Annotated in this window: 25 protein-coding genes; 17 read left to right on the top strand and 8 right to left on the bottom strand. The window is 72.7% G+C overall.

Features of this window, described 5'->3' with window-relative positions; genetic code table 11:
• The first annotated feature begins 19 nt into the window (after nt 1-19).
• The 7 genes from ACIGZJ_RS11550 (at nt 20) to hemB (ending at nt 7,377) form a co-directional block, all read left to right on the top strand.
• On the top strand, nt 20-304 hold the full coding sequence (locus ACIGZJ_RS11550) for a glutaredoxin family protein (protein ID WP_392937371.1): 285 nt from the start codon (nt 20-22) through the stop codon (nt 302-304).
• 161 nt (nt 305-465) lie between these two features.
• Nucleotides 466-1,209, top strand: a complete 744-nt coding sequence (locus tag ACIGZJ_RS11545; RefSeq protein WP_396456990.1) for an exonuclease domain-containing protein — start codon at nt 466-468, stop codon at nt 1,207-1,209.
• 101 nt (nt 1,210-1,310) lie between these two features.
• A complete protein-coding gene (locus tag ACIGZJ_RS11540) occupies nt 1,311-2,198 on the top strand; it encodes a redox-sensing transcriptional repressor Rex (protein WP_392937376.1) in 888 nt (295 codons plus the stop codon).
• Between the two features lie 31 nt (nt 2,199-2,229).
• Nucleotides 2,230-3,582, top strand: a complete 1,353-nt coding sequence (locus tag ACIGZJ_RS11535) for a glutamyl-tRNA reductase (RefSeq protein WP_396456989.1) — start codon at nt 2,230-2,232, stop codon at nt 3,580-3,582.
• A 41-nt stretch (nt 3,583-3,623) separates the two neighbouring features.
• Nucleotides 3,624-4,634: a hydroxymethylbilane synthase gene (hemC, locus tag ACIGZJ_RS11530; protein WP_396456988.1), complete on the top strand. Its 1,011-nt coding sequence runs from the start codon at nt 3,624-3,626 to the stop codon at nt 4,632-4,634.
• On the top strand, nt 4,631-6,313 hold the full coding sequence (locus ACIGZJ_RS11525) for a uroporphyrinogen-III synthase (RefSeq protein WP_396456987.1): 1,683 nt from the start codon (nt 4,631-4,633) through the stop codon (nt 6,311-6,313). The genes hemC and ACIGZJ_RS11525 overlap by 4 nt, the downstream gene beginning before the upstream one ends.
• An 83-nt stretch (nt 6,314-6,396) precedes the next feature.
• On the top strand, nt 6,397-7,377 hold the full coding sequence (gene hemB, locus ACIGZJ_RS11520; protein ID WP_396456986.1) for a porphobilinogen synthase: 981 nt from the start codon (nt 6,397-6,399) through the stop codon (nt 7,375-7,377).
• Between the two features lie 71 nt (nt 7,378-7,448).
• Here hemB and ACIGZJ_RS11515 read toward each other — a convergent pair whose 3' ends face one another.
• The 3 genes from ACIGZJ_RS11515 to ACIGZJ_RS11505 all read right to left on the bottom strand — a co-directional run bounded on the left by ACIGZJ_RS11515 (nt 7,449) and on the right by ACIGZJ_RS11505 (nt 8,666).
• Nucleotides 7,449-7,706: a hypothetical protein gene (locus ACIGZJ_RS11515; RefSeq protein ID WP_392937387.1), complete on the bottom strand. Its 258-nt coding sequence runs from the start codon at nt 7,704-7,706 to the stop codon at nt 7,449-7,451.
• 184 nt (nt 7,707-7,890) lie between these two features.
• Nucleotides 7,891-8,235 (bottom strand): rodlet layer protein, encoded by a 345-nt coding sequence (locus tag ACIGZJ_RS11510; RefSeq protein ID WP_387946878.1) that lies wholly within the window; start codon nt 8,233-8,235, stop codon nt 7,891-7,893.
• A gap of 86 nt (nt 8,236-8,321) precedes the next feature.
• On the bottom strand, nt 8,322-8,666 hold the full coding sequence (locus tag ACIGZJ_RS11505) for a rodlet layer protein (protein WP_387946880.1): 345 nt from the start codon (nt 8,664-8,666) through the stop codon (nt 8,322-8,324).
• Between the two features lie 325 nt (nt 8,667-8,991).
• On the opposite strand from ACIGZJ_RS11505, the gene ACIGZJ_RS11500 reads away from it, so the two are divergent.
• Nucleotides 8,992-9,648 (top strand): hypothetical protein, encoded by a 657-nt coding sequence (locus ACIGZJ_RS11500; RefSeq protein WP_392937390.1) that lies wholly within the window; start codon nt 8,992-8,994, stop codon nt 9,646-9,648.
• Between the two features lie 138 nt (nt 9,649-9,786).
• Here the strand turns inward: ACIGZJ_RS11500 and ACIGZJ_RS11495 are convergent, their stop codons facing one another.
• The 4 genes from ACIGZJ_RS11495 to ACIGZJ_RS11480 all read right to left on the bottom strand — a co-directional run bounded on the left by ACIGZJ_RS11495 (nt 9,787) and on the right by ACIGZJ_RS11480 (nt 11,476).
• Nucleotides 9,787-10,152, bottom strand: coding sequence for a hypothetical protein (locus tag ACIGZJ_RS11495; RefSeq protein ID WP_396456985.1), 366 nt, complete (start codon nt 10,150-10,152; stop codon nt 9,787-9,789).
• A gap of 118 nt (nt 10,153-10,270) precedes the next feature.
• Nucleotides 10,271-10,540: a chaplin gene (locus tag ACIGZJ_RS11490; protein ID WP_396456984.1), complete on the bottom strand. Its 270-nt coding sequence runs from the start codon at nt 10,538-10,540 to the stop codon at nt 10,271-10,273.
• Nucleotides 10,541-10,651: 111 nt separating this feature from the next.
• The gene (locus ACIGZJ_RS11485) at nt 10,652-10,894 is read right to left on the bottom strand and encodes a chaplin (protein WP_392937398.1); all 243 of its coding nucleotides are present in this window, start codon (nt 10,892-10,894) and stop codon (nt 10,652-10,654) included.
• Between the two features lie 330 nt (nt 10,895-11,224).
• Nucleotides 11,225-11,476 carry a chaplin gene (locus tag ACIGZJ_RS11480; RefSeq protein ID WP_396456983.1) on the bottom strand — a complete coding sequence of 84 codons (252 nt, stop codon included), beginning with the start codon at nt 11,474-11,476 and terminating at the stop codon, nt 11,225-11,227.
• Between the two features lie 230 nt (nt 11,477-11,706).
• On the opposite strand from ACIGZJ_RS11480, the gene ACIGZJ_RS11475 reads away from it, so the two are divergent.
• From ACIGZJ_RS11475 to ACIGZJ_RS11455, 5 genes are all read left to right on the top strand, one after another.
• Nucleotides 11,707-11,946, top strand: a complete 240-nt coding sequence (locus tag ACIGZJ_RS11475; protein WP_392937400.1) for a chaplin — start codon at nt 11,707-11,709, stop codon at nt 11,944-11,946.
• Between the two features lie 280 nt (nt 11,947-12,226).
• Nucleotides 12,227-13,906: an RICIN domain-containing protein gene (locus tag ACIGZJ_RS11470; protein ID WP_396456982.1), complete on the top strand. Its 1,680-nt coding sequence runs from the start codon at nt 12,227-12,229 to the stop codon at nt 13,904-13,906.
• Between the two features lie 183 nt (nt 13,907-14,089).
• Complete coding sequence (locus ACIGZJ_RS11465) at nt 14,090-15,370, top strand: hypothetical protein (protein WP_396456981.1); 1,281 nt, start codon at nt 14,090-14,092, stop codon at nt 15,368-15,370.
• Nucleotides 15,371-15,497: 127 nt separating this feature from the next.
• Nucleotides 15,498-15,986, top strand: a complete 489-nt coding sequence (locus tag ACIGZJ_RS11460; protein WP_392937408.1) for a MarR family winged helix-turn-helix transcriptional regulator — start codon at nt 15,498-15,500, stop codon at nt 15,984-15,986.
• 126 nt (nt 15,987-16,112) lie between these two features.
• Nucleotides 16,113-17,615, top strand: coding sequence for a DHA2 family efflux MFS transporter permease subunit (locus ACIGZJ_RS11455; RefSeq protein ID WP_396456980.1), 1,503 nt, complete (start codon nt 16,113-16,115; stop codon nt 17,613-17,615).
• Between the two features lie 113 nt (nt 17,616-17,728).
• Here the strand turns inward: ACIGZJ_RS11455 and ACIGZJ_RS11450 are convergent, their stop codons facing one another.
• Complete coding sequence (locus ACIGZJ_RS11450) at nt 17,729-18,211, bottom strand: hypothetical protein (protein WP_327678121.1); 483 nt, start codon at nt 18,209-18,211, stop codon at nt 17,729-17,731.
• A 437-nt stretch (nt 18,212-18,648) separates the two neighbouring features.
• Here ACIGZJ_RS11450 and hemL point away from each other — a divergent pair, with 437 nt between their 5' ends.
• The 4 genes from hemL (at nt 18,649) to ACIGZJ_RS11430 (ending at nt 22,236) form a co-directional block, all read left to right on the top strand.
• Nucleotides 18,649-19,980, top strand: coding sequence for a glutamate-1-semialdehyde 2,1-aminomutase (hemL, locus tag ACIGZJ_RS11445; protein WP_396456979.1), 1,332 nt, complete (start codon nt 18,649-18,651; stop codon nt 19,978-19,980).
• Nucleotides 19,981-20,044: 64 nt separating this feature from the next.
• Nucleotides 20,045-20,692: a histidine phosphatase family protein gene (locus ACIGZJ_RS11440; RefSeq protein ID WP_396457113.1), complete on the top strand. Its 648-nt coding sequence runs from the start codon at nt 20,045-20,047 to the stop codon at nt 20,690-20,692.
• Nucleotides 20,693-20,848: 156 nt separating this feature from the next.
• On the top strand, nt 20,849-21,466 hold the full coding sequence (locus ACIGZJ_RS11435) for a TlpA family protein disulfide reductase (protein ID WP_396456978.1): 618 nt from the start codon (nt 20,849-20,851) through the stop codon (nt 21,464-21,466).
• Nucleotides 21,463-22,236, top strand: coding sequence for a cytochrome c biogenesis CcdA family protein (locus ACIGZJ_RS11430; protein ID WP_396456977.1), 774 nt, complete (start codon nt 21,463-21,465; stop codon nt 22,234-22,236). The genes ACIGZJ_RS11435 and ACIGZJ_RS11430 overlap by 4 nt, the downstream gene beginning before the upstream one ends.
• The last annotated feature ends 1 nt before the right edge of the window (nt 22,237 follow it).

Here is a 22,237-nt window from a genome sequence, read left to right as displayed (position 1 = left end):
TCGGGCGCACAATGGCCGGGTGAGTCCACTGCTGCGACGTGACAAGAGCAAGAGCCCGAAGCCGGCCGACCGTACGGTGACCATGATCGGCAAGCCGGGCTGCCACCTCTGCGACGACGCCCGGGAGGTGCTCCTGCGGGTGACGGCCGAGCTGGGCGCGGCGTTCGAGGAGAAGGACATCACACAGGACGAGGCGCTGTACCGCGAGTACGCGGAGCAGATCCCGGTGACGCTGATCGACGGCCGCCAGCACGACTTCTGGCGGGTCGACGAGCGCCGCCTGCGCGCGGCCCTCGGGGCCTAGAACGCGCCTTGAAGCCCCCGCCAGCCCCCGCCGACCGGCGGGGGCGGTTCGCCGAATCGTTGTGAAGAATCCCGGTATCGGCCTGGGAGCGGCCGTGTTCGTCGGCTTACGATCGAACTCGTCTGCGCCCATGGGGGGCTGAGCACGCGAGGAGTGCCGCCATGCTTCCCGTCCCGACCCCGGGGATGCCCGCCGCCGCGGCGGCCGGGGGTTTCGCGGTGGTGGACGTGGAGGCGACCGGCCGCAGCCCGTGGCGGCACCGGGTGGTCGAGGTGGCCGTGGTGCTGCTCGACGAGCGGCTGGACCCGCAGAACGAGTTCTCCACGCTGCTCGACCCGCTGGGCCCGGTCGGCCCGACCCATGTGCACCGGATAGCGCAGGAGGACGTCGAGGGCGCCCCCCGCTTCCGCGAGATCGCACCGCGGCTGCTTGAGCTGCTGGCCGGCCGGGTGCTGGTCGGCCACCACGTCACCTGTGACCACGCCTTCCTGGATCGCGAGTTCGCCCGGATCGGCGTGCCGCTGCCGCCCGTCCCGCTGCTCTGCACCATGCGCCTGGCCCGTACGCACCTGCCGCAGGCCCGCGGCTTCGGCCTGGCGGCCAGCGCGGAGGCGGCCGGCCTCGGCTGGTACCCGGCGCACACCGCGCTGGGCGACGCCCGGGTCACCGCCGAGCTGCTGCGGTACTGCGTGCGGGCGGCGTCCGGCCCGCCGGACGACTGGGCGGGCCCGCTGCGCGAGGCCGCCCGGGTGCCGTGGCCGAGGCTGGGTCCGGCCCGGTCGCGGCCGTCCGGGGCACCTGTCCCGCTGCTTCGCCGGGAGGCGCTGTACGGCCCCTGGCCACGTGGCGCACAGCCCCCGGCGGTGGTGCTGACAGAGACCGGTGCTATGGGGTCCTCGGCGTGATGCGCATCACTGTGCATGGACAAATCGGACACCATCTTTGTGCACACGTTCACAAACGCATAGCCTGGCTGCCAAAGCCCAGCTTCACCCACAGGAGCACCGTGGCAATCGGCCGATCACCACAGAGCAGTTCGCAGACGCCCGACCAGGGCGCCGCGCGCCGACCCTCGCGTGCCCGGGGAATCCCGGAGGCGACCGTCGCCCGCCTTCCCCTCTACCTGAGGGCCCTCACCGCGCTCTCCGAGCGCTCGGTGCCGACCGTCTCCTCGGAGGAGCTGGCGGCCGCCGCCGGCGTGAACTCCGCGAAGCTGCGCAAGGACTTCTCCTACCTCGGCTCGTACGGCACCCGCGGGGTGGGCTACGACGTCGAGTACCTCGTCTACCAGATCTCCCGCGAGCTGGGCCTGACCCAGGACTGGCCGGTCGTCATCGTCGGCATCGGGAACCTCGGGCACGCCCTCGCCAACTACGGCGGCTTCGCCTCCCGCGGGTTCCGGGTCGCCGCCCTGCTGGACGCCGACCCGGCCGTGGTCGGCAGCAGCGCGGCCGGCCTGCCGGTGCGCCACATGGACGAACTGGAGTCCATCGTGGAGAGCCAGCACGTCTCGATCGGGGTCATCACCACCCCGCCCGGTGCCGCCCAGCAGGTCTGCGACCGCCTGGTCGAGGCCGGCGTGACCAGCATCCTCAACTTCGCCCCGACCGTGCTGACCGTCCCGGACGGCGTGGACGTGCGCAAGGTGGACCTCTCCATCGAGCTGCAGATCCTGGCCTTCCACGAGCAGCGCAAGGCCGGCGAGGAGCCGGACCGCGCCGAGTCGGTGCTGGACCGCGCCCCCGGTCCGGTCCGGGCGGCCGCCGCCAAGCTGCGCCGCGCCGCCGGCGGCAGCGGCAAGGGCCGCTCGGCCGCCGAGCAGGCCAAGGACGCGGCCGAGCCGGCCAAGGGCAACCCCGGCGAGGGCGAGCGCTCCGCGGTGATGCCGGCATGAGAACCGAGAACCGTGGCACCAGGGGGCGGGCATGAGTCTTCTCGTCGTAGGGCTGAGCCACCGCACCGCCCCGGTCGGCGTGCTGGAGCGCGCCGCGCTGACCGGCGACGTCCCGACCCGGCTGCTGCACGACGCGGCCGCCACGGCGACCGTCGGCGAGGCCGCGCTGCTGAACACCTGCAACCGGATCGAGCTGTACGCGGACGTGGACAAGTTCCACGCCGGCGTCGCCGAGCTGTCGCTGCTGCTCGCCCACCACAGCGGGGTGGACCTGGAGGAGCTGACCTCCCACCTCTACGTCCACTACGAGGACCGCGCCGTCCACCACCTCTTCTCGGTGGCCTGCGGCCTGGACTCGATGGTGGTCGGCGAGGGCCAGATCCTCGGCCAGCTGCGGGACGCGCTGGCCAAGGCCCAGGAGGAGCACACCGCCGGGCGCGGCCTGAACGAGCTGTTCCAGCAGGCCCTGCGGGTCGGCAAGCGCGCACACAGCGAGACCGGCATCGACAAGGCCGGCCAGTCGCTGGTCACCTTCGGCCTGGAGCAGGTCGCGGCCGGTGCGGGCGAGATCGCTGGCAAGCGGGCCCTGGTGGTCGGCGCCGGCTCGATGAGCTCGCTGGCCGCCGCCACGCTGGTCCGCTCCGGCGTCGGCAGCCTGCTGATCGCCAACCGCACGCCCGAGCGCGCCGAGCGGCTGGTCGAGATCCTCGGCCCCGGCGCGGCCCGGACGGTCGAGCTGGCCAAGGTCCCCGAGGCGCTGGCCGAGGTCGACCTGGTGATCTCCTGCACCGGCGCGGCCGGCGTGGTGATCAGGGCCGAGGACGTCGCCGCCGCCGTCGCGGCCCGCGGCTCCCGGACGCCGCTGGCCTTCCTCGACCTGGCCATGCCGCGCGACGTCGACCACGCCGTGCACGAGCTGCCCGGCGCGCTGCTGGTCGACCTGGAGAGCCTCTCGCACGCCCACGCCGCCACCCCCGGCGCCGGGGACGTGGACGCAGTCTCCGGCATCGTGGCCGAGGAGGTCACCGCCTTCGGCGCCGCCCAGCGCGCCGCCCGTATCGCGCCGACCGTGGTCGCGCTGCGGGCGATGGCCTCCGACGTGGTCTCCGCCGAACTGGGCCGCCTCGACTCCCGGCTGCCCGGGTTGGACGAGCGCTCCCGTGCCGAGATCACCCAGACCGTCCGCCGCGTCGTCGACAAGCTGCTGCACGCCCCCACCGTGCGGGTCAAGCAGCTTGCCGCCGAGCCCGGCGGAGCCTCCTACGCGGACGCGCTGCGGGAGCTGTTCGACCTCGACCCGGCGGCCGTGCACGCGGTCTCCGGCACCCCGGTCGGCGCTCAGCAGCCCGCCGGCGGACCCCACGCCGTCGGAGGGGTCCGATGAACCGTCAGCCATCCCACGAGTACCACCGGGACGATCACCTCATGAATGGTCAACCACTCTCCGACCAGGCCCCGGCCGCCACCGCGCCACTGCGGCTCGGCACCCGGCGCAGCGCGCTCGCCATGGCCCAGTCGGGCATGGTCGCCCGCGAGGTGACCCGCCTCACCGGGCGCCCCGTCGAGCTGGTGGAGATCACCACCTACGGCGACACCTCCCGGGAGGCGCTGGCCCAGATCGGCGGCACCGGCGTGTTCGTCTCCGCCCTGCGGGACGCCCTGCTGGAAGGCCGGATCGACTTCGCCGTGCACTCGCTGAAGGACCTGCCCACCGCGGCCCCCGAGGGCCTGGTGCTGGCGGCCGTCCCGCAGCGCGAGGACTCCCGCGACGCCCTGGTGGCGCGCGAGGGCCTGACCCTGGACGAACTGGTCGAGAAGCTGGCCGGCGCCGGGCGCACCGCCCGGATCGGCACCGGCTCGCCGCGCCGGACGGCCCAGCTGAACGCCTGGGCCGCGGCCCGCGGCGGCGCGCTGGAGACCGTCGCGATACGCGGCAACGTGGACACCCGGATCGGCTTCGTCGCCTCCGGTGAGCTGGACGCGGTGGTCCTCGCCGCGGCCGGTCTGAACCGGCTCGGCCGCGGCGCGGAGATCACCCAGCACCTCGACCCGGAGCTGATGACCCCGGCCCCCGGCCAGGGTGCGCTCGCCATCGAGTGCACCGCCGCCGACACCGCACTGGCCGCCGAGCTGGCCGCCCTCGACCACGCCCCCACCCGGGTCGCGGTGGCGGCCGAGCGCGCCCTGCTGGCCGCCCTGGAGGCCGGCTGCTCCGCACCGGTCGCCGCCCTGGCCACTTGGGGCCACGAGTACGAACTGCGGCTGGAGGGCGTGGTCGGCACCGTCGACGGCGCCACCCTGCTGAAGATGTCCGCCGACGGTCCGATCGTCCTCGACGAGACCGCCGAGCAGCAGGCGACGGCCCTCGGCCTCGCCCTCGCCGCCCGGCTGCTCGACGCGGGCGCGGCCGCCCTCATGGGGGAGCGAGCCCGATGAGCCCCACCGCTGCCACCGACCTTCCGTTCCCGGCCGACAGCCCCTTCCCGGGCGACGGCTCCTTGCGGGGTGGGGCCGCCCCCGGCCGGTGCACCTTCCTGGGCGCGGGCCCCGGGGACCCGGGCCTGCTGACCCTGCGTGCGGTCGAGGTGCTGTCCTCGGCCGACATCCTGGTCGCGGACCCGCTCACCGCGGCCGCCGTGCGCAGCCACTGCCCGGTCGGCGTGCAGGTGCACACCCCCGGCGCCGAGGCCGCCGAGTTCGACCTGGCCGCGCTGGTCGCCGAGGCCGTCCGGTCCGGCAAGCACGTGGTGCGGACCGTCGACGGCGACCCCGGCCTGGACGGCTGCGCGGCCGAGGAGATGCTCAGCTGCGCGGGCGGCGGCATCCCGTTCGAGGTGATCCCGGGCGTCGCCCAGTCGGTCGGCGTGCCCGCCTACGCGGGTGTGCCACTGCGCGGCGGCAACGGCACCGACGTCCGGTTCGTGGACGGCGCCGCGCTGCTCGCGGGCAGTCCGGTGGACCTGGGCGCGCCGGAGACCACCCTGGTGGTGCGCACCACCCTGGGCCAGCTGCCGGCCACCGCCAACGCGCTGGTGTCCAACGGCCGCAAGCCCGAGTCCGCGCTGAGCGCGACCCTGTCGGGCACCACGACCCGTCAGCGCACCTTCACCGCCACGCTGGCCACCATCGCGGCCGACCTGAAGACGGCCAGGGTGCTGCCCTCGCCGGTCTCCGCTCCGGTGGACCCGGCGACCTCGGTGATAGCCGTGGTCGGGGAGCAGGTCGCACACCGCTCCTCGCACTCCTGGTTCGAGACCAAGCCGCTGTTCGGCTGGAACGTGCTGGTGCCGCGCACCAAGGAGCAGGCCACCGGCCTCTCCGAGCAGCTGCGCTCGTACGGCGCGGTGCCGCAGGAGGTGCCGACCATCGCGGTCGAGCCGCCGCGCACCCCGCAGCAGATGGAGCGGGCCATCAAGGGCCTGGTCACCGGCCGCTACGAGTGGATCGCCTTCACCTCGGTGAACGCGGTGCGCGCGGTACGGGAGAAGTTCGAGGAGTACGGCCTGGACGCCCGGGCGTTCGCCGGGATCAAGGTCGCGGCGGTCGGCGAGACCACCGCGCAGGCCCTGGTGGACTTCGGCGTGAAGCCGGACCTGGTGCCCTCCGGTGAGCAGTCCGCGGCCGGGCTGCTGGAGGACTGGCCGCCCTACGACCCGGTGTTCGACCCGATCGACCGGGTGCTGCTGCCGCGGGCCGACATCGCCACCGAGACCCTGGTGGCCGGCCTGGTCGAGCTCGGCTGGGAGGTCGACGACGTGACGGCGTACCGGACGGTGCGCGCGTCCCCGCCGCCGGCCGAGACCCGCGAGGCGATCAAGGGCGGCGGCTTCGACGCGGTGCTCTTCACCTCGTCCTCGACCGTGCGCAACCTGGTCGGCATCGCCGGCAAGCCGCACAACGTGACCGTGATTGCCTGTATCGGCCCGGCCACCGCCAAGACCGCCGAGGAGCACGGCCTGCGGGTCGACGTGATGGCCCCGGCGCCGTCGGCGGCCGCGCTGGCCCAGGCCCTGGCAGACTTCGGGGCCAAGCGCCGCGATGCCGCGACCGCCGCGGGTGAGCCGGTCTACCGGCCCAGCGAGCGCCGGCCCGGTTCGCGCCGCAAGGCCCGCTGAGGCCCTGCCGTTTCGAGAAGTCTGCGGCCGGGGGCGGCCACCCGTCGCCCCCGGCCCCGCACAACCGTTCGGAGAGAGAAGCCGTGTCCGCTGAATTCCCGTTCGTACGCCCCCGCCGACTGCGTTCGACGCCGGCGATGCGCCGCCTGGTCGCCGAGACCCGGCTGCACCCGGCGGAGCTGATCCTGCCGCTGTTCGTCCGCGAGGGCGTCAGCGAGCCGGTCCCGGTGAGCTCGATGCCGGGCGTGGTCCAGCACACCCGCGACACCCTGCGCAAGGCCGCGGTCGAGGCCGCCGAGGCGGGCCTGGGCGGCCTGATGCTGTTCGGCGTCCCCGAGGTGCAGGACGCGGTCGGCAGCGAGGGCACCAACCCGGACGGCATCCTGCAGCAGGCGATCCGCGACGTGGTCTCCGAGGTCGGCGACGCCCTGGTGGTGATGTCCGACCTCTGCCTGGACGAGTACACCGACCACGGCCACTGCGGCGTGCTGGCGGCCGACGGCAGCGTCGACAACGACGCGACGCTGGAGCGCTACGCCGAGATGGCCCGGGTGCAGGCCGACGCGGGCGTCCACCTGGTGGGCCCCTCGGGGATGATGGACGGTCAGATCGCGGTGGTCCGCCGGGCCCTCGACGAGGCCGGGCACCAGGACACCGGCATCCTCGCCTACACCGCCAAGTACGCCTCGGCCTTCTACGGCCCGTTCCGGGAGGCGGTCGGCTCCTCGCTGAAGGGCGACCGCAAGAGCTACCAGCAGGACCCGGCGAACGCCCGGGAGTCGCTGCGCGAGCTGGAGCAGGACCTCGCCGAGGGCGCGGACCTGGTGATGGTGAAGCCGGCGATGGCCTACCTGGACATCCTGCGGCAGGTCGCCGACGCCTCGCCGGTCCCGGTGGCGGCGTACCAGGTGTCCGGCGAGTACGCGATGGTCGAGGCCGCCGCGGCCAACGGCTGGATCGACCGCGAGCGCATGATCATGGAGACGCTGACCTCGATCCGCCGGGCCGGCGCCGAGCAGATCCTCACCTACTGGGCGCTGGAGGCGGCCGCGATGCTCAAGTAGCGTCCGGCGCACCGCACGACGAAGGCCGGTCCCCCCGCGCGGGGGACCGGCCTTCGCGGCTGTCCGGGGGGTCAGCCGACGTGGGCGAAGCCCTCCTCGCCGCCGAGCGCGTCGGTGGAGGTGGCGGCACCCCAGCCGTGGGCGCCGGCGTGGATGTGGGACGTGTGCGCGAGGCCCCACCACTCGCCGGCCGCGAACACCGGGTGCGCCGAGGCGACGAACTCGCCGCCGCCGGCCAGGCCGACGTGGGCGAACGCCGGCGTGGCGACGCCCGCCAGCGCCAGCGCGCCGAAGGCGGTGAGCGCGGCCTTGCCCAGCTTGCTCTTCATGGAACTTCCTCTCCTGAGGGGGGTTCGGTCATTACACGTGATCACACGCGACCGTCCTCGGCGCTCCCGCACGCGCCGCAGTGACGGCATGTCACCCGGACGGACCGTCCGGTCGATTGATCGCACAAGCCCGGAGGGCCCGGGGAAACCTCCCCGGGCCCTCCGTCCGTGCCGTGACCCCTGATCAGCCGATCAGGTGCGAGACACCCGCGTCGCCCGAGGACTGGGTGTTCTGGCCGACGTTGCAGATCTGCTTCGGGGTGCTGTTCAGGATCGGCACCTCGACCGGCACCGCGACACCGACGACGGCGACCGCGATGTTGTGGACCTCCGGCAGGCAGACGTTGGCGTTGTCCAGGGTGTGGAAGTTCGGGCTGCCGTTGCCGTGGGTGCCGGTCTGGTTGGTGCCGCCGTTGCCCTGGGCCGAGACGGCGGAGCCGTCCGAGTCGGCGATGGCGGAGGCGGAGCCCGCGGACATCGCGAGGGCGGCGACGGCCAGGCCGGCGGCGGCGAAGGACTTCTTGATCATTTCCGGTTTTCCTCTCGGGGTGAATCGGGGAGCGATTCGAAGGGTGGTTCAGGAGGGTGGAGCGGTGGAGCGGTGGGACGCGAGGGTCAGCCGACCAGGTGGGAGACGCCCGCGTCGCCCTTGCTCTGGGTGCCCTGGCCCTGGGTGCAGTACTGCTTGCCACCGCTGTTGGCGATCGGGACCTCGACCGGGACGGCCACACCGAGCACACCCACGGCGATGTTGTGGATCTCGGGGAGGCAGACGTTCGCGTTGTCCAGGAAGTGGAAGTTCGGGCTGTTGTCGCCGACCGTGCCGGTGAAGTTGGTGCCGCCGTTGCCCTGGAGGGAGGCGGCGGCACCATCCGAGTCGCCGATGGCCGAGGCGGGGGCCGCAGCCATGGCCAGCGCGGCCGAGACGAGGCCGGCAGCGGCGAAGGACTTCTGGATCATGGGGAGATCCCTCTCTGAAATGCTTTTGGTTTCCGTGCGGACAACGCGTTCAACGCATCAGACCCGGTCTGCGTCACTGACATTCAGATCAAAGAACGACGGCACGGAAGGTTACGGGGATTTTTGAAAAGAGTCCGGGAGGCTCGTCGGCGAAACGCTTCCCGGTCGGATTATTAGGCCGAACCGGTTAACCGCCGCAATCCGGGCTCCCGGTCGCTCGTTGAGGCAGATTGCTTTCGGCTGCTCCCGGCAGCCGTCCGCTTTCGGCTGCTCCCCCGCAGCCGTCTCAGAGGTCTCCAGACGGACAGGCAGAACGGTGAAGAGCATGAAGTTCTCCAAGCGGGCCGGCGCGATGCTGCTGGCGGTCGGTGCGGGCGTACTCGCCTCCCAGGGAGCGGCGTCGGCCGCCTCGGTGGGCCCCGAGCAGGTCGGGGCCGTGGAGGACGCGCTGGCCACCCAGCAGGTGCCGGCCGACGTGCCGCTCTCCCCGCTGGGCAGCCGGGTCACCGCCGGCATCCCGACCTCGCTGGTGATGCCCGCCGTCCCCGGCCGCACCACCGGCGGCGAGCTGATCCCCGACCGGATCGTCCCGGCGCTCGGCATCGGCAAGGTCGGCCCGACCGCCAAGGCCGAGCTGCCGCTGCCGCTGGTCGACCAGGGCGCGGACCTCGGCGAGGTGCTGTTGGAGGCCCCCAACACGCCGCTGCACGCCGACACCCCCGGGATCGGGGTCGGCAAGCCGCTGGCGCTGGCCCAGGACGGCACCGGCCAGCTGGCCGACGGCCGGCTGAAGGTCGACGAGCTCGACCCGCGGTTGATCACCGGGGCCGTCCAGGTGGTCCCCGGGGCCACCGCCAGCCTGGGCAAGGAGGACGACCGGATCTCGGTCACCGACTCGGTGGACAACCTGGCGACCACCACGACCGCCACCACCACCGGCGTCCTCCAGCAGGCCGCGCTCACCGGGCTCGGCCAGCTCTGACCGGGCCCGGCGCCGCGGCTGAACGCCGCGGCTGAGCGTCGGCTCCGGCCGTCGGTTCCGGCACGCGTGAGCCCCGGTGTCCCCTCCGGACGGGACACCGGGGCTCACGCGTGCCGTTGGGCGTGCGGGCGACCGGGCTCAGCCCGGCAGCACCCCCAGCAGCGGTCCGACGGCCGGCAGGTCGCGCGGGCCGCCGCCGGCGCTCAGCGGACCGGTCAGCGTGCCGGTGCCGATCGGGGCCAGACCGGAGTTGTCGGGCTGGACGGTCGCGCCGTTGTTCAGCACGTCGGCGGAGGAGTTGGCCCACGGGTCCAGGCGCAGGTCCTTGAGCGGTGCGACGCCGTAGCCGAGGCCGGCGGTCGTGCCGCCGAGCGCCTGGCCGACGTCGGTGCGCTGGAGGTTGGTACCGCTCTGGTTCGGCGCCGCCTGCGCCGAGCCCGCGCCGAGCAGCATCGCGGCGCCCAGGGCGGCGGCGAGGCCGGCCCCGCTCATCTTCGAAGCCATGCGGAATCACCCTTCGGGGGATGGGGTCCGGGCGGTCGGTGTGCGCCCGGGATGCCGAACGGCCCCTCGGCCGGAGGGCCGAGGGGCGGTCAGGTCTGGGCTCGTGCCGATCAGGAGATCAGCAGTCGTCCGCGTGGTGCGGGTGCGCTTCCACGTTGGCGCAGCTGTTGCCGAACGCCGGGTTGAGCAGGCCGATCACGTTCACGGAGTTGCCGCACAGGTTGATCGGCACGTGCACCGGCACCTGGACCTGGTTGCCGGAGGCGACACCGGGGGAGCCGGCGGCGACGCCCTCGGCGCCGGAGCTGGCGGCGGCGGAGCCGGCACCGGCCAGCACCACGCCGGCCGCGGCAGCGGTGAGGACAGCGGCCTTCTTCACGTTCTGCATGGGGGTTGATCTCCTAGATCACACACGGGTGGAGCGCGCCGCACCCCGCCGGGAGGCGAAGTGCGGCACGGGCTCGGTGAATCAGCAGTCGCCCACTGGGCGACCGCGGGTTCAGCCGATGTTGGCGCAGTGGTTGCCGAACGCCGGGTTGAGGATGCTGACGACGCCGATCGAGTTGCCGCAGACGTTGACCGGGATGTGCACCGGGATCTGGATCTGGTTGCCGGAGAGCACACCCGGGGAGCCGGCGGCGACGCCCTCGGCACCGGAGCTGGCGAACGCGCCGCCGGCCGCGCCGACGACCAGGCCGGCAGCGGCGAGGGACAGGGCGGCGGCCTTCTTGAAGTTACGCATGTTCTTCCTCCGTTTTCTGCCCGACGGATTGGAAATGTCGGGGGCCGGGCGAAAGGGAATCATCGCCCGTTGGCTTCTGGAATGCCGTGCATTGTCACTCCGGCGGCCCAAATGGCGTGTTTCGTCCGTGGCTTGGACGATGTACGGCCGCCTCGTTCCCGCACCTCGCGAACAATTCCCGCACGGCGGGGGACGATTCGTGCAAAGGCGCGACCAGGAGGGCCCCCGTACCGGTCCGCGGCCCGTGCGGAACGCGGACCGGTACGGGGATCTCCCGGGAGTCACTGAGCCGCCCGGCGGTCACGGCCGGGCGGTCGTCGGGGGGATCCGTCAGGCGTTGGCGCAGCTGTTGCCGAACGCCGGGTTGAGCAGGCCGATCACGTTCACGGAGTTGCCGCACAGGTTGACCGGCACGTGCACCGGCACCTGGACCTGGTTGCCGGACGCCACGCCGGGCGAGTTCGCCGCGACACCCTCGGCGCTGGCGCCGTGGGCGTGGTGGGCGGCGGCGGCGCCGGCACCTGCGACCAGCAGGGCGGCGGTGGCCGCGGTGCCGAAGGCGGCGTGGGCGAGCTTGCGCATGGTGCGGTACTCGATTCGTGAGAGGGCCTGGGTGGAGCGGGTTCCGCCAGGGAGAACGAGGCAGGGCCCGGGGGGAAACGGTCGGACTGCCTGATCACCCGAATGCCGGGGAGCCCGCCGCCGTTGGGCCGGTCGGGTGACAGTGGGCCCGGTCTCGCAACCGCCCCCGGGAGGGCTCGTTGGAGATGTCGCACTCCCCGTGCATCTCTGTCGATAGTCAGGAGGCTCATATGAGCATCAAGAAGACGGCCGCCGTCGGCGCCGCCGTGGTGGGCATCGTTGCGGCCGGTGCCGGTTCCGCGATGGCCAGCTCGGGCGCGGAGGGCGTTGCCGCCGGTTCGCCCGGTGTCATCTCCGGCAACCAGGTCCAGGTCCCGGTGCACGTTCCGGTCAACCTGTGCGGCAACACCATCGACATCATCGGTCTGCTGAACCCGGCGTTCGGCAACCACTGCGTCAACGCGGGCTGACACACGCCCGGTTCGGCCGGCGTGAGCCGCCGTCCTTCGCCTCCCTCCTGGGGCGCGGGGCGGCGGCTCGCCGCGTTTGCGGCCCTGGTCCGCCGCCGCCCGCGGGCGGCAACTGCCGGTGCTGTCACAAGCCTTGTTGCGTTACTTGTCAGTACCTAGAATATGAGACCTGCTCACCTTTCTTGCTCCGCGCCCCTGCCCGGCGCCCGCGCCCGGCAGTTCCGCTCCGAGCCGTCCGGCACCCCAGGCCGGGCGGTCCCCTCCTCGCAAGGAGTCGTGTGTGATCAGGTCACGATTGTCGGGTGCGCGGCGAAGCCGGTCGGCGGCGCGCCGCTCCCCGTACGGCGCACTGCTCGCGGCGGGCGCCCTCATCGCCACCCTCGGCCTGGCCGGCGCCCCCGCCGCCCTCGCGGACACCGCCCCGGCCGCCGCCGGCAGCGCCCGTCCGGCCGCGATCGTCGCCCTCGGCGACAGCGCCATCTCCGGGGAGGGGGCCGGAACCGACACCGGCGACGGCTACTTCCCCGAGACCGACAGCCCCACCAACTACTGCCACCGGCACCCCAAGTCGGAGATCTTCGTCACCGGCATCCCCGGCGTCACCCCGGTCGACCTCGCCTGCTCCGGCGCCCAGACCGGCGACCTGGTCAGCGACCCCGAGCTGGCCAAGATCACCGGACCGGGCAGCGGGGACTTCGGCGAGCGCAAGCAGGACGTCCAACTCGCCGAGGCGGCCGGCAAGTACGACGTCAAGATGGTCGTCGTCACGATCGGCGCCAACGACGACTTCGACTTCAGCGGCATCATGATGCACTGCCTCGCGCAGTACTTCCCGATCCCCAAGGACCAGGGCTGCCGCGACACCATCGGCAGCGAGGACATCGCCCAGCGGGCCAAGCGGGTCCAGCCCAAGGTCGTCGCCGCGCTGCAGAGCATCCGTCAGACCATGCGCGGGGCCGGCTACGCCGACTCCTCCTACCAGCTGGTCTACCAGTCGTATTTCAACCCGATCACCCCGGACATCCGGCGCAACGACTACATCGGCAAGGTCGCCGACGGCTGCCCGGCCTTCCCCGAGGACCTCGCCTGGGGCCACAACTGGGTGGTGCCGGTCTTCAGCGACACCCTGCGCGCCGCCGCCGAACAGGTGCCCGGCGTGCGGTACCTGGACCAGCGGCGGGTCGCCTTCGGCCACGAGGTCTGCGCCGAGTGGACCAGCTCGCCCTACGAGTACAGCAACGGGGACGTCATCAACCTCTCCGAGTGGGTGCGCAACGGCTGCGACCAGCAGATCGGGATCCCCGGCCTGTGCATGAACATGGTCCGCCAGTCGTACCACCTGCGGGTGGCCGGCTACCGGGGCGAGGGCGTCTGCCTCGGCCAGTTCTACGCCCGGCCCGACCAGCAGCAGGCGTACTGCACCCTCAACCAGCAGAACACCACGTCCATCGAACCGCTCACGCCCGGCCGGCCCTTCGCCGACGCGCCCGAGGACGGCGCCTGGTACCAGCTCGCCAACGCGGCCGACGGCAAGGTCCTCGACCTCACGGGCGGCGGCACCTACGGCGACTCCACCAACGGCCGCGGCGCCATCACCTACCCCGCCACCGGCGGGCTCAACCAGTCCTTCGTGCTGGAGGCGAAGCAGGGCGGCGGCTTCGAGCTCGACTTCAGCGGCAACCGCGACATGTGCCTGGACGCCAACGCCGCCTCCACCGCCCCCGGCACCCGGGTCCAGCAGTGGCGCTGCAACGGCGGCGGCAACCAGCACTGGGTCTTCAAGCCGGCCGGCGACGGCCGCTACAAGCTGGCCGACTCGCAGGACCAGAGCAAGGTCGTCACCGCGAGCGGCACCCTCGACGCCAAGGGCAACCGCCTGGTCCAGCTCGCCGTCGACACCGGCGCCCCCGAGCAGCTCTGGCAGCTCACCAAGCTCGGCATCGTCTACCTCCACGGCTGACCGGTCCCACCCCGTCACCGCCCCGTCTGCCGGATCCGGCAGACGGGGCGGCGACGTCCCCGATCCTCGGGCGCCACGTACGGAAGGTTGGCTCGGGCCGTCGAACCCCTGTGCCGTAGGCTCGCTCGACGGCGTCGCGATCGCGGCCGCGCCGATCACGAGCGGGGGCGGAGTCCAGAGCTGATGAGCACGGCATCGAGCACACCGAGGACGTCGGGTACCGAACCGGCGAGCGCGGAGCCGTCCGGCGTCGGGACGGAGCCCGCGGACACGCGCGGCCAGGGCCGGTTCGCGGCCGCGGTCGACCGCTTCGCGCCCGCGCTCGGCGCGTACGCGGTGGTCAAGGCCACCGGCCTGACCGTCTTCATGCTGCTGCTCTCCCACACCGGGGACTTCCTCAAGAAGGACCCGGGCCGCGGCGGCGGCGCCCGGCCCTGGGACGTCCTCGGCACCTGGGACGGCATCTGGTACCAGCGGATCGCCGAGTCCGGCTACGACCCGCAGCTGATCCCGCTGCACGGCTACCCGCTGGCCTCGTACTACGAGAACTCGGCCGCGTTCTTCCCGCTCTACCCCTGGCTGATGCGGCTGGTCTCGGCCGTCACCGGCCTCGGCCCGTATGGTGCGGGCATCGTGGTCTCGGTGCTGGCCTCCTTCGTCGCGGCGGCCGGCATCTTCGCCGTGGCGGACCGGCTCGGCGGCTTCAAGGCGGGCGTGATCGCGGCGATGATCTGGGGGCTCTTCCCCGGTTCGGGCGTGGAGTGGGCGGTCTACTCGGACTCGCTCTTCGTCGCCCTCTCCGCCTGGGCCTGCTACTGCGTGATGACGCACCGCTGGCCGGCGGCCGGCGTGCTCGCCTTGGCGGCCGGCCTCAACCGGCCGACGGCCGCGGTGCTGATCGCGGCGGTCTCGATCGCCGCGCTGGTGGCACTGATCCGGCGTACGGACGGCATCGCGCGCCCCCTCTTCGCCATGCTGATCACCCCGTGGGGCCTGCTCTGGTACGTCGCCTGGGTCGGCTACCGGATGGGCGACTGGGGCGGCTACTTCAAGCTGCAGCGCGGGGCCTGGAACCGCTACTTCGACTGGGGCGCCTCCACCTCGCAGAGCTTCCTGGACGTGATCACCGGGCACTGGAGCTTCTGGCAGTCCAACCCCGTCCCGGACCTCATCGCGGTGGCCCTGCTGATCGCCCTGCCGGGCCTGCTGGTGCTGCTGCTGCGGGTCCGGCCGCCGCTGGTCCTGATCGTCTACACGCTGCTGACCGTCTTCACCGCGCTGAGCAGCAACCAGATCTTCGGCAACATCTCGCGCTACCTGCTGCCGGCCTTCCCGCTGTTCATCGGGCTGGCGATCGCGCTGCGCCGGCTGCGGCTGCCGACCCTGGTCGGCCTGTTCGCGCTGCCGGCCGTCGCCTCCGGCTGGTACGCGGGCTACGCGCTGTTCGAGCTGGGCATTCCGTAGACCGCGCGGCCCGGCGGCCCGGCGGCCCCAGGGAGGACCGGGCCGTCGAGAGGGCCGTCGAGGGGCCCGGCAGGTGGTTGGTCAACGGGATCATCCGCGAGCAGACGGCGTTGCTAACCTCGGAAGCATGACGACGAGCCTTCCCGTGCGCCAGATCCGCGACCTCTCCGGCCTGCTGGACCATGCCAGCCACGTCCTGGCGACCAGGATGGCGGCCGCCTTCACCGAGCTCGGGATCACCCCGCGCGCCTACTGCGTGCTGTTCCACGCCCAGGAGGCCGAGCGCACCCAGATCCAGCTGGCCGAGCTCTCCGACCTGGACAAGACCACCATGGTCGTCACCGTCGACGAGCTGGAGAAGGCCGGCCTGGCCGAGCGCCGCCCCTCGGCCACCGACCGGCGGGCCCGGATCATCTCGGTCACCGAGGCGGGGGCCCGAGCCGTCGAGCAGGGCACCGCGATCGCCGACCGGGTGCACCGGGAGGTGCTGGAGTCGCTGCCCGAGCCCGAGCGGGGGGTCTTCGTCTCGGCGCTCTCCCGGCTGGTGGACGGGCATCTGGCGGAGCCGGTGGAGAGCGAGCGCCCGGTGCGGCGGGCCCGTCGAGCCCGGGGTTGAGCCGGTCGGGGCTGAGGCGGTCCGGAGCAGGGGAGCGCGCGCGGCATCTGCTCCCGAGAAAGATAGTCCCGAACAAAACCATCTGCTAATGTTTCACCCGGTACTCGACGAACCGGGAGACCCACCATGACCACGCACGCCCCGACCAAGCCCGCCCCGGGCCGAGCGGCCGCGAACGCAGCGGCTCCGAGCCCGTCGGCCCCCGTCCGCTCCCGCCTGCTCGCCCTGGCGGTGCTCTGCGCGGGCATGCTGATGATCATCCTGGACGGCAGCATCGTCACTGTGGCCCTCCCGGCCATCCAGGACGACCTGCACTTCTCGCCCGCCGACCTCACCTGGACGGTCAACGCCTACCTGATCGCCTTCGCCGGACTGCTCCTGCTGGCCGGTCGGCTCGGCGACCTGATCGGGCGCAAGAAGGTCTTCGTCGCGGGCATCGCCCTCTTCACCGCCGCCTCCCTGCTCTGCGCGGTCGCCACCGGCCAGGGCGTGCTGATCGCCGCCCGCTTCCTCCAGGGCGTCGGCGGCGCGATGGCCTCCGCGGTCAGCCTCGGCATGATCGTCACGCTCTTCCCCGAGCCGCGTGAGCGCGGCCGGGCGATCGGCGCCTTCAGCTTCGTCGGCGCGGCCGGCGCCTCGATCGGCCAGGTCCTCGGCGGCGTCCTCACCGAGGCGCTCAACTGGCACTGGATCTTCCTGATCAACCTGCCGCTCGGCCTCACCGCCGCCCTGCTCGCCGTCCGGGTGCTCGACTCCGACCGCGGCCCCGGCCTGCGGGCCGGCGCCGACACCCTCGGCGCCGCACTGATCACCGCGGCCCTGATGCTCGGCATCTACACGATCGTCGGCACCGGCACCCACGGCTGGACCTCCGCCCGGACGCTCGGCCTCGGCGCGCTCGCGCTCCTGCTGCTGGCCGGCTTCCTGTTCCGCCAGGCCCGCGCCGCCCACCCGCTGCTGCCGCTGCGGATGTTCCGCTCGCGCAACGTCTCCGGTGCCAACGCGGTGCAGGTCCTGGCCATCTCCGGGATGTTCGGCTTCCAGATCCTGGTCGCGCTCTACCTGCAGAACGTGCTCGGCTACGGCGCCGCGGCCACCGGTCTCGCGCTGCTCCCGGCGGCGGTCGCGATCGGCGCCGTCTCGCTCCTGCTCTCCGCCCGGCTGAACGCCCGCTTCGGGGAGCGCAACGTGCTGCTGGCCGGGCTGGCCCTGCTGGTCGCCGCACTCGGCCTGCTGGCCCGGCTGCCGGCCGACGCCGACTACGTCGTCCACCTGCTGCCGACCATGCTGCTCATCGGCGGCGGGGGCCTGGTGCTCTCCGGACTCACCTCCCTCGGGATGTCCGGCGCCGACGCGGCCGACGCGGGTACCGCCTCGGGCCTGTTCAACACCACCCAGCAGGTCGGCGCGGCCCTGGGCGTCGCGGTCCTCACCACCCTGGCCGGGGCCCGCACCGCGAGCCTGACGGCCGCCGGGCACTCCAGCGCCGAGGCCCTCACCGGCGGGTTCCGGCTCGCCTTCGCGGTGGCCGCCGCCCTGCTCGCCCTGGCCCTGGTGCTCGCCGCCGTCGTCCTCAAGCCCGCCGCCGCCGCGGCGGCGGCCGGGGACGGCACCCCGCCGCTGCTCTGACACGCGACGGGCCTGACACACGACGGGCCTGACACACCAGGAGCTGATCGCCGTTCAGAAGCGGGCCGCCGGGTCAATCCCGGCGGCCCGCAGACGTGTTGCGAAGGGTCGGGCTACGGCCAGACCAGGCAGTACAGCTGGTGGCCCGCGTCGTGCAGGCGGTTCGCGAAGTCCTGCCACTCGTGCAGCATGCTGTAGATCACGAAGGCGTCCCGCGGGCCGCGGCGGTCGGGGACGGTGGACCAGATGAAGGCGGCGGCGCCGAGCTCGGTCTCGTCGGCCTTGCGCAGCGGTTCGACGACGTTCTGCGGGAGCTGGACGACGGCGTAGTCGGGGTGCAGCACGACCAGTTCCAGCGGCGGGACCTGGTGCAGCGGCACGCCCTGGATGCCGGTGAGGACCATGGCGCTCATGGTCTCCGGCTTGATCTTGGTGGAGAGGTGCCCGTTGGGCGAGCCGCTCGTCTCCATCAGGTCGCCGAGCCGCCCCAGCGAGCCGAGCTCGCCGGCGTCCAGCCCGAGCCCGCCCGGACCGAGCGCGGTCGGGACTCTGGCGGCGGTGGCGCGGTCGGGTGCGCCGAAATACTTGTAGGTCACCCCCACGCGTCCCTCACCCCGCCTCTCGCCACCTCGACCGCCACGACCCGTACCCGCTCCCGTACCCCCGCGTCCGGCCCCGGTGGGCCTGCGGGTGCCACCCGCGGCCTCGTCGTAGCCGTCCTGCGCCTCGGACACTCGGACCATCCTCACCGGAATTCGCCGGAATCGACAGACCCCCGCACGCCCGGCGTCCCCCGGACGTGCTCCTTACCCGTCATGTCGCCGCCGTACCCAATCGAGGCACGCGGCAGTCCTGCACCCACCCTGCACATCCGGAATGTCTGCACACCCTGAGGTGCACAGTCTGACTGGTCCGTGCAGCGGAAGCAGCCAGGGGCCCCGTTGTACGGATAACCGTACAGACTCCGGCACCCGGATCATCGTTCCAGATGATCGGGTCCGACATGCAGAGGTCAAGGACACGATTTGAGACCATGTCTCCCGTGAGCTACCCCTACGAAGCACCCCAGTCCCAGTCGCTCTTCGACCGCGCCTCGGTTGTGACGCCCGGCGGCGTCAACTCCCCGGTGCGCGCCTTCCGCGCGGTGGGCGGCACGCCGCGCTTCATGGTGTCCGGCACCGGCCCCTATCTCACCGATGCCGACGGTCGCGAGTACGTCGACCTGGTGTGCTCGTGGGGCCCGATGATCCTCGGCCACGCGTACCCGCCGGTGATCGAGGCCGTCCAGCAGGCGGTCTCGCGCGGCACCTCCTTCGGCACGCCCGGGCAGGGCGAGGTCGAACTGGCCGAGGAGATCGTCGCCCGGGTCGCCCCGGTCGAGCAGGTCCGCCTGGTCTCCTCCGGCACCGAGGCCACCATGTCGGCGATCCGGCTGGCCCGCGGCTTCACCGGGCGGGCGAAGATCGTCAAGTTCGCCGGCTGCTACCACGGTCATGTGGACGCGCTGCTGGCCGCCGCCGGTTCCGGCGTGGCGACCTTCGGGCTGCCGGACACCCCGGGCGTCACCGGCGCCCAGGCCGGCGACACCATCGTGGTGCCGTACAACGACCTCGCCGCCGTCGAGCAGGCGTTCCGGGCGCACCCGGGCGAGATCGCCTGTGTGATCACCGAGGCCTCGCCCGGCAACATGGGCGTCGTCCCGCCGCTGCCCGGCTTCAACGGCGGCCTGGCCCGGCTCTGCCGGGAGAACGGCGCGCTGTTCATCTCCGACGAGGTGATGACCGGCTTCCGCGTCTCCAAGGCCGGCTGGTACGGCCTGGAGGCGGCGCACGAGGGCTGGGCGCCGGACCTGCTGACCTTCGGCAAGGTCATGGGCGGCGGCTTCCCCGCGGCGGCCTTCGGCGGCCGCGCCGACGTGATGGCCCACCTGGCCCCGGCCGGCCCGGTCTACCAGGCGGGCACGCTCTCCGGGAACCCGGTCGCCACCGCCGCCGGCCTGGCGCAGCTGCGCGGCTGCACCGACGAGGTGTACGCGACGGTCGACAAGGTCGCCGCCGAGGTCTCCGCCCTGGTGTCGGACGCGCTCGCCAAGGAGGGGGTGGTGCACCGGCTGCAGACCGCCGGGAACATGTTCTCGGTGTTCTTCACCGAGGCCGCCGTCACCAACTACGACGAGGCGAAGACCCAGCAGGCGTACCGTTTCACCGCCTTCTTCCACGCGATGCTCGCCCAGGGCGTCTACCTCCCGCCGTCCGCCTTCGAGTCCTGGTTCGTCTCGGCGTCCCACGACGAGCGGGCGATCGAGCGGATCGCCGCCGCCCTGCCGGCCGCCGCCCGTGCGGCCGCCGAGGCCCGGCCCGCGTAACCCTCCCAGCCAACCCCAGGAGAACCGAGAAGTGAGCGCCAAAGACATCACCGTCGTCCACCTGATGCGACACGGCGAGGTGCACAACCCGGAGGGCATCCTGTACGGCCGCCTGCCGGGCTACCGGCTGTCCGAGCTGGGCCGGCAGATGGCCGACCGGGTCGCCGAGGACCTGGCCGACCGGGACATCACGCACGTGGTGGCCTCCCCGCTGGAGCGGGCGCAGGAGACCGCCGAGCCGGTCGCCAAGTCGCACGGCCTGGAGCTCGCGGTGGACGACCGGCTGATCGAGGCGGACAACATCTTCCAGGGCAAGACCTTCGGGGTCGGCGACGGGTCGCTGCGCAACCCTGGCTACTGGAAGTACCTCACCAACCCGTTCCGGCCGTCCTGGGGCGAGCCGTACCTGGAGCAGGCCGTCCGGATGATGGGCGCGCTGGCCGCCGCCCGGGACGCGGCGCGCGGGCACGAGGCGGTCTGCGTCAGCCACCAGCTGCCGATCTGGACCGTCCGCTCCTTCGTGGAGCACCGCCGGCTCTGGCACGACCCGCGCCGCCGGCAGTGCTCGCTGGCCTCGCTGACCAGCTTCACCTACGAGGGCGACCGGATCGTCTCGGTCGGCTACCGCGAACCGGCCCGCGACCTGCTGCCGGCGCACCTGGTGGGCAAGGGCGGCAAGGGCAAGCCGGTGGGCAAGAGCTTCGGGGCCTGACCGGGCGGCCGGGGGTGATGTAAGGCCGATCTAAATATGGTCTTCATCACCCCCGGCGCGGCCGATTGGTCTGATCCAGCCGCAGGTCAGAGGGGGTTCGACACGTAAGGTCGGACCCCCCCGAACCCGGTCGTCGGAGCATGCGAAACTTTTCACATGTCTGGCACGACGCGCCCCCGTCCCCGTCTCGCCGCAGCGACCGCCGCCACCGCTGCCGCCGCCGCGCTCGCCCTCTCCGGGTGCTCCTCGTCCGGCTCGTCCGGCAGCGCCGACGGGCAGGTCGGATTCGTCACGAGCAAGGGCACCAACATCTCCCGGGCCGAGGTCGGCCACCGCCAGGACGCGCCGGACATCGGCGGCAACACCCTGGAGGGCACCCCGGTCAAGCTCTCGGACTACCGGGGCAAGGTCGTCGTCCTCAACGTCTGGGGCTCCTGGTGCGGGCCGTGCCGGAGCGAGGCGGACGACCTCCAGCGGGTCTGGGACAAGTACAAGGACCAGGGCGTCCAGTTCCTCGGGATCAACACCCGGGACCAGGAGATCAAGAACGCCGTCCGCTTCGAGCAGGAGAAGGGCATCACCTACCCCAGCCTGTTCGACCCGGCCGGCACCGAGCTGCTGAAGTTCCCCAAGGGCAGCCTCAACTCCCAGTCCATCCCGACCACCATCGTGGTGGACCGGGAGGGCAAGCTCGCCGCCCGGGCCGTCGGCGGCCAGGTCGACGAAGCCCTGGAGTCGATGCTTCAGCCGGTGCTGGCGGAGCCCAAGTCGTGAGCGCTGCCGTCCACCTCGCCGACAACATCGGAACCATCCAGAGCGGGGCGCTGCTGGTCGCGGCGCCGATCGCACTGGTGGCGGGCCTCGTCTCGTTCTTCTCGCCCTGCGTGCTGCCGCTCGTCCCCGGCTACCTCTCCTACGTGACGGGCTTCTCCGCCGCCGACCTCGCGGACGCCCGCGGCACCAGGCGCGGCCGGATGCTGCTCGGCGCGGTGCTGTTCATCCTGGGCTTCACCGCCGTCTTCGTCTCCGGCGGGGCGCTGTTCGGCCAGTTCGGCGACACGCTCAGGGAGCACCAGCAGGTCATCAGCAAGGTCCTGGGTGTGGTCACCATCGTCATGGGGCTCGCCTTCATGGGGTTCGTGCCCGGCCTGAGCATGCGCGAGGTGCGCTCGCACCGCCGCCCGGTGATCGGACTGCTCGGGGCGCCGCTGCTCGGCGTGGTCTTCGGCGTCGGGTGGACCCCGTGCATGGGGCCGACCCTGGGAGCGGTCACGAACCTGGCGCTCAACCAGGCCGACGCCCAGCGCGGCGCACTGCTGATGTTCTTCTACTGCATGGGCCTGGGCGTACCGTTCGTCGTGGCCGCGGTGGCCTTCCGCCGGGCGCTGGGCGCCTTCGGCTGGGTGAAGCGGCACTACCCGCTCGTCATGCGGATCGGCGGCGGCATGCTCGTCGCGGTCGGTCTCCTGCTCGTCACCGGGGTCTGGGACTCCATGGTGAACGACCTGCAGAACCAGTTCGCCGACTTCCAGATCGGAATCTGAC

This window comes from Kitasatospora sp. NPDC052868, from assembly GCF_044547105.1.
GTDB lineage: Bacteria > Actinomycetota > Actinomycetes > Streptomycetales > Streptomycetaceae > Kitasatospora.
Note: the sequence above shows the minus strand (reverse complement) of the source record. Positions and strands in the feature narration are given on the sequence as shown.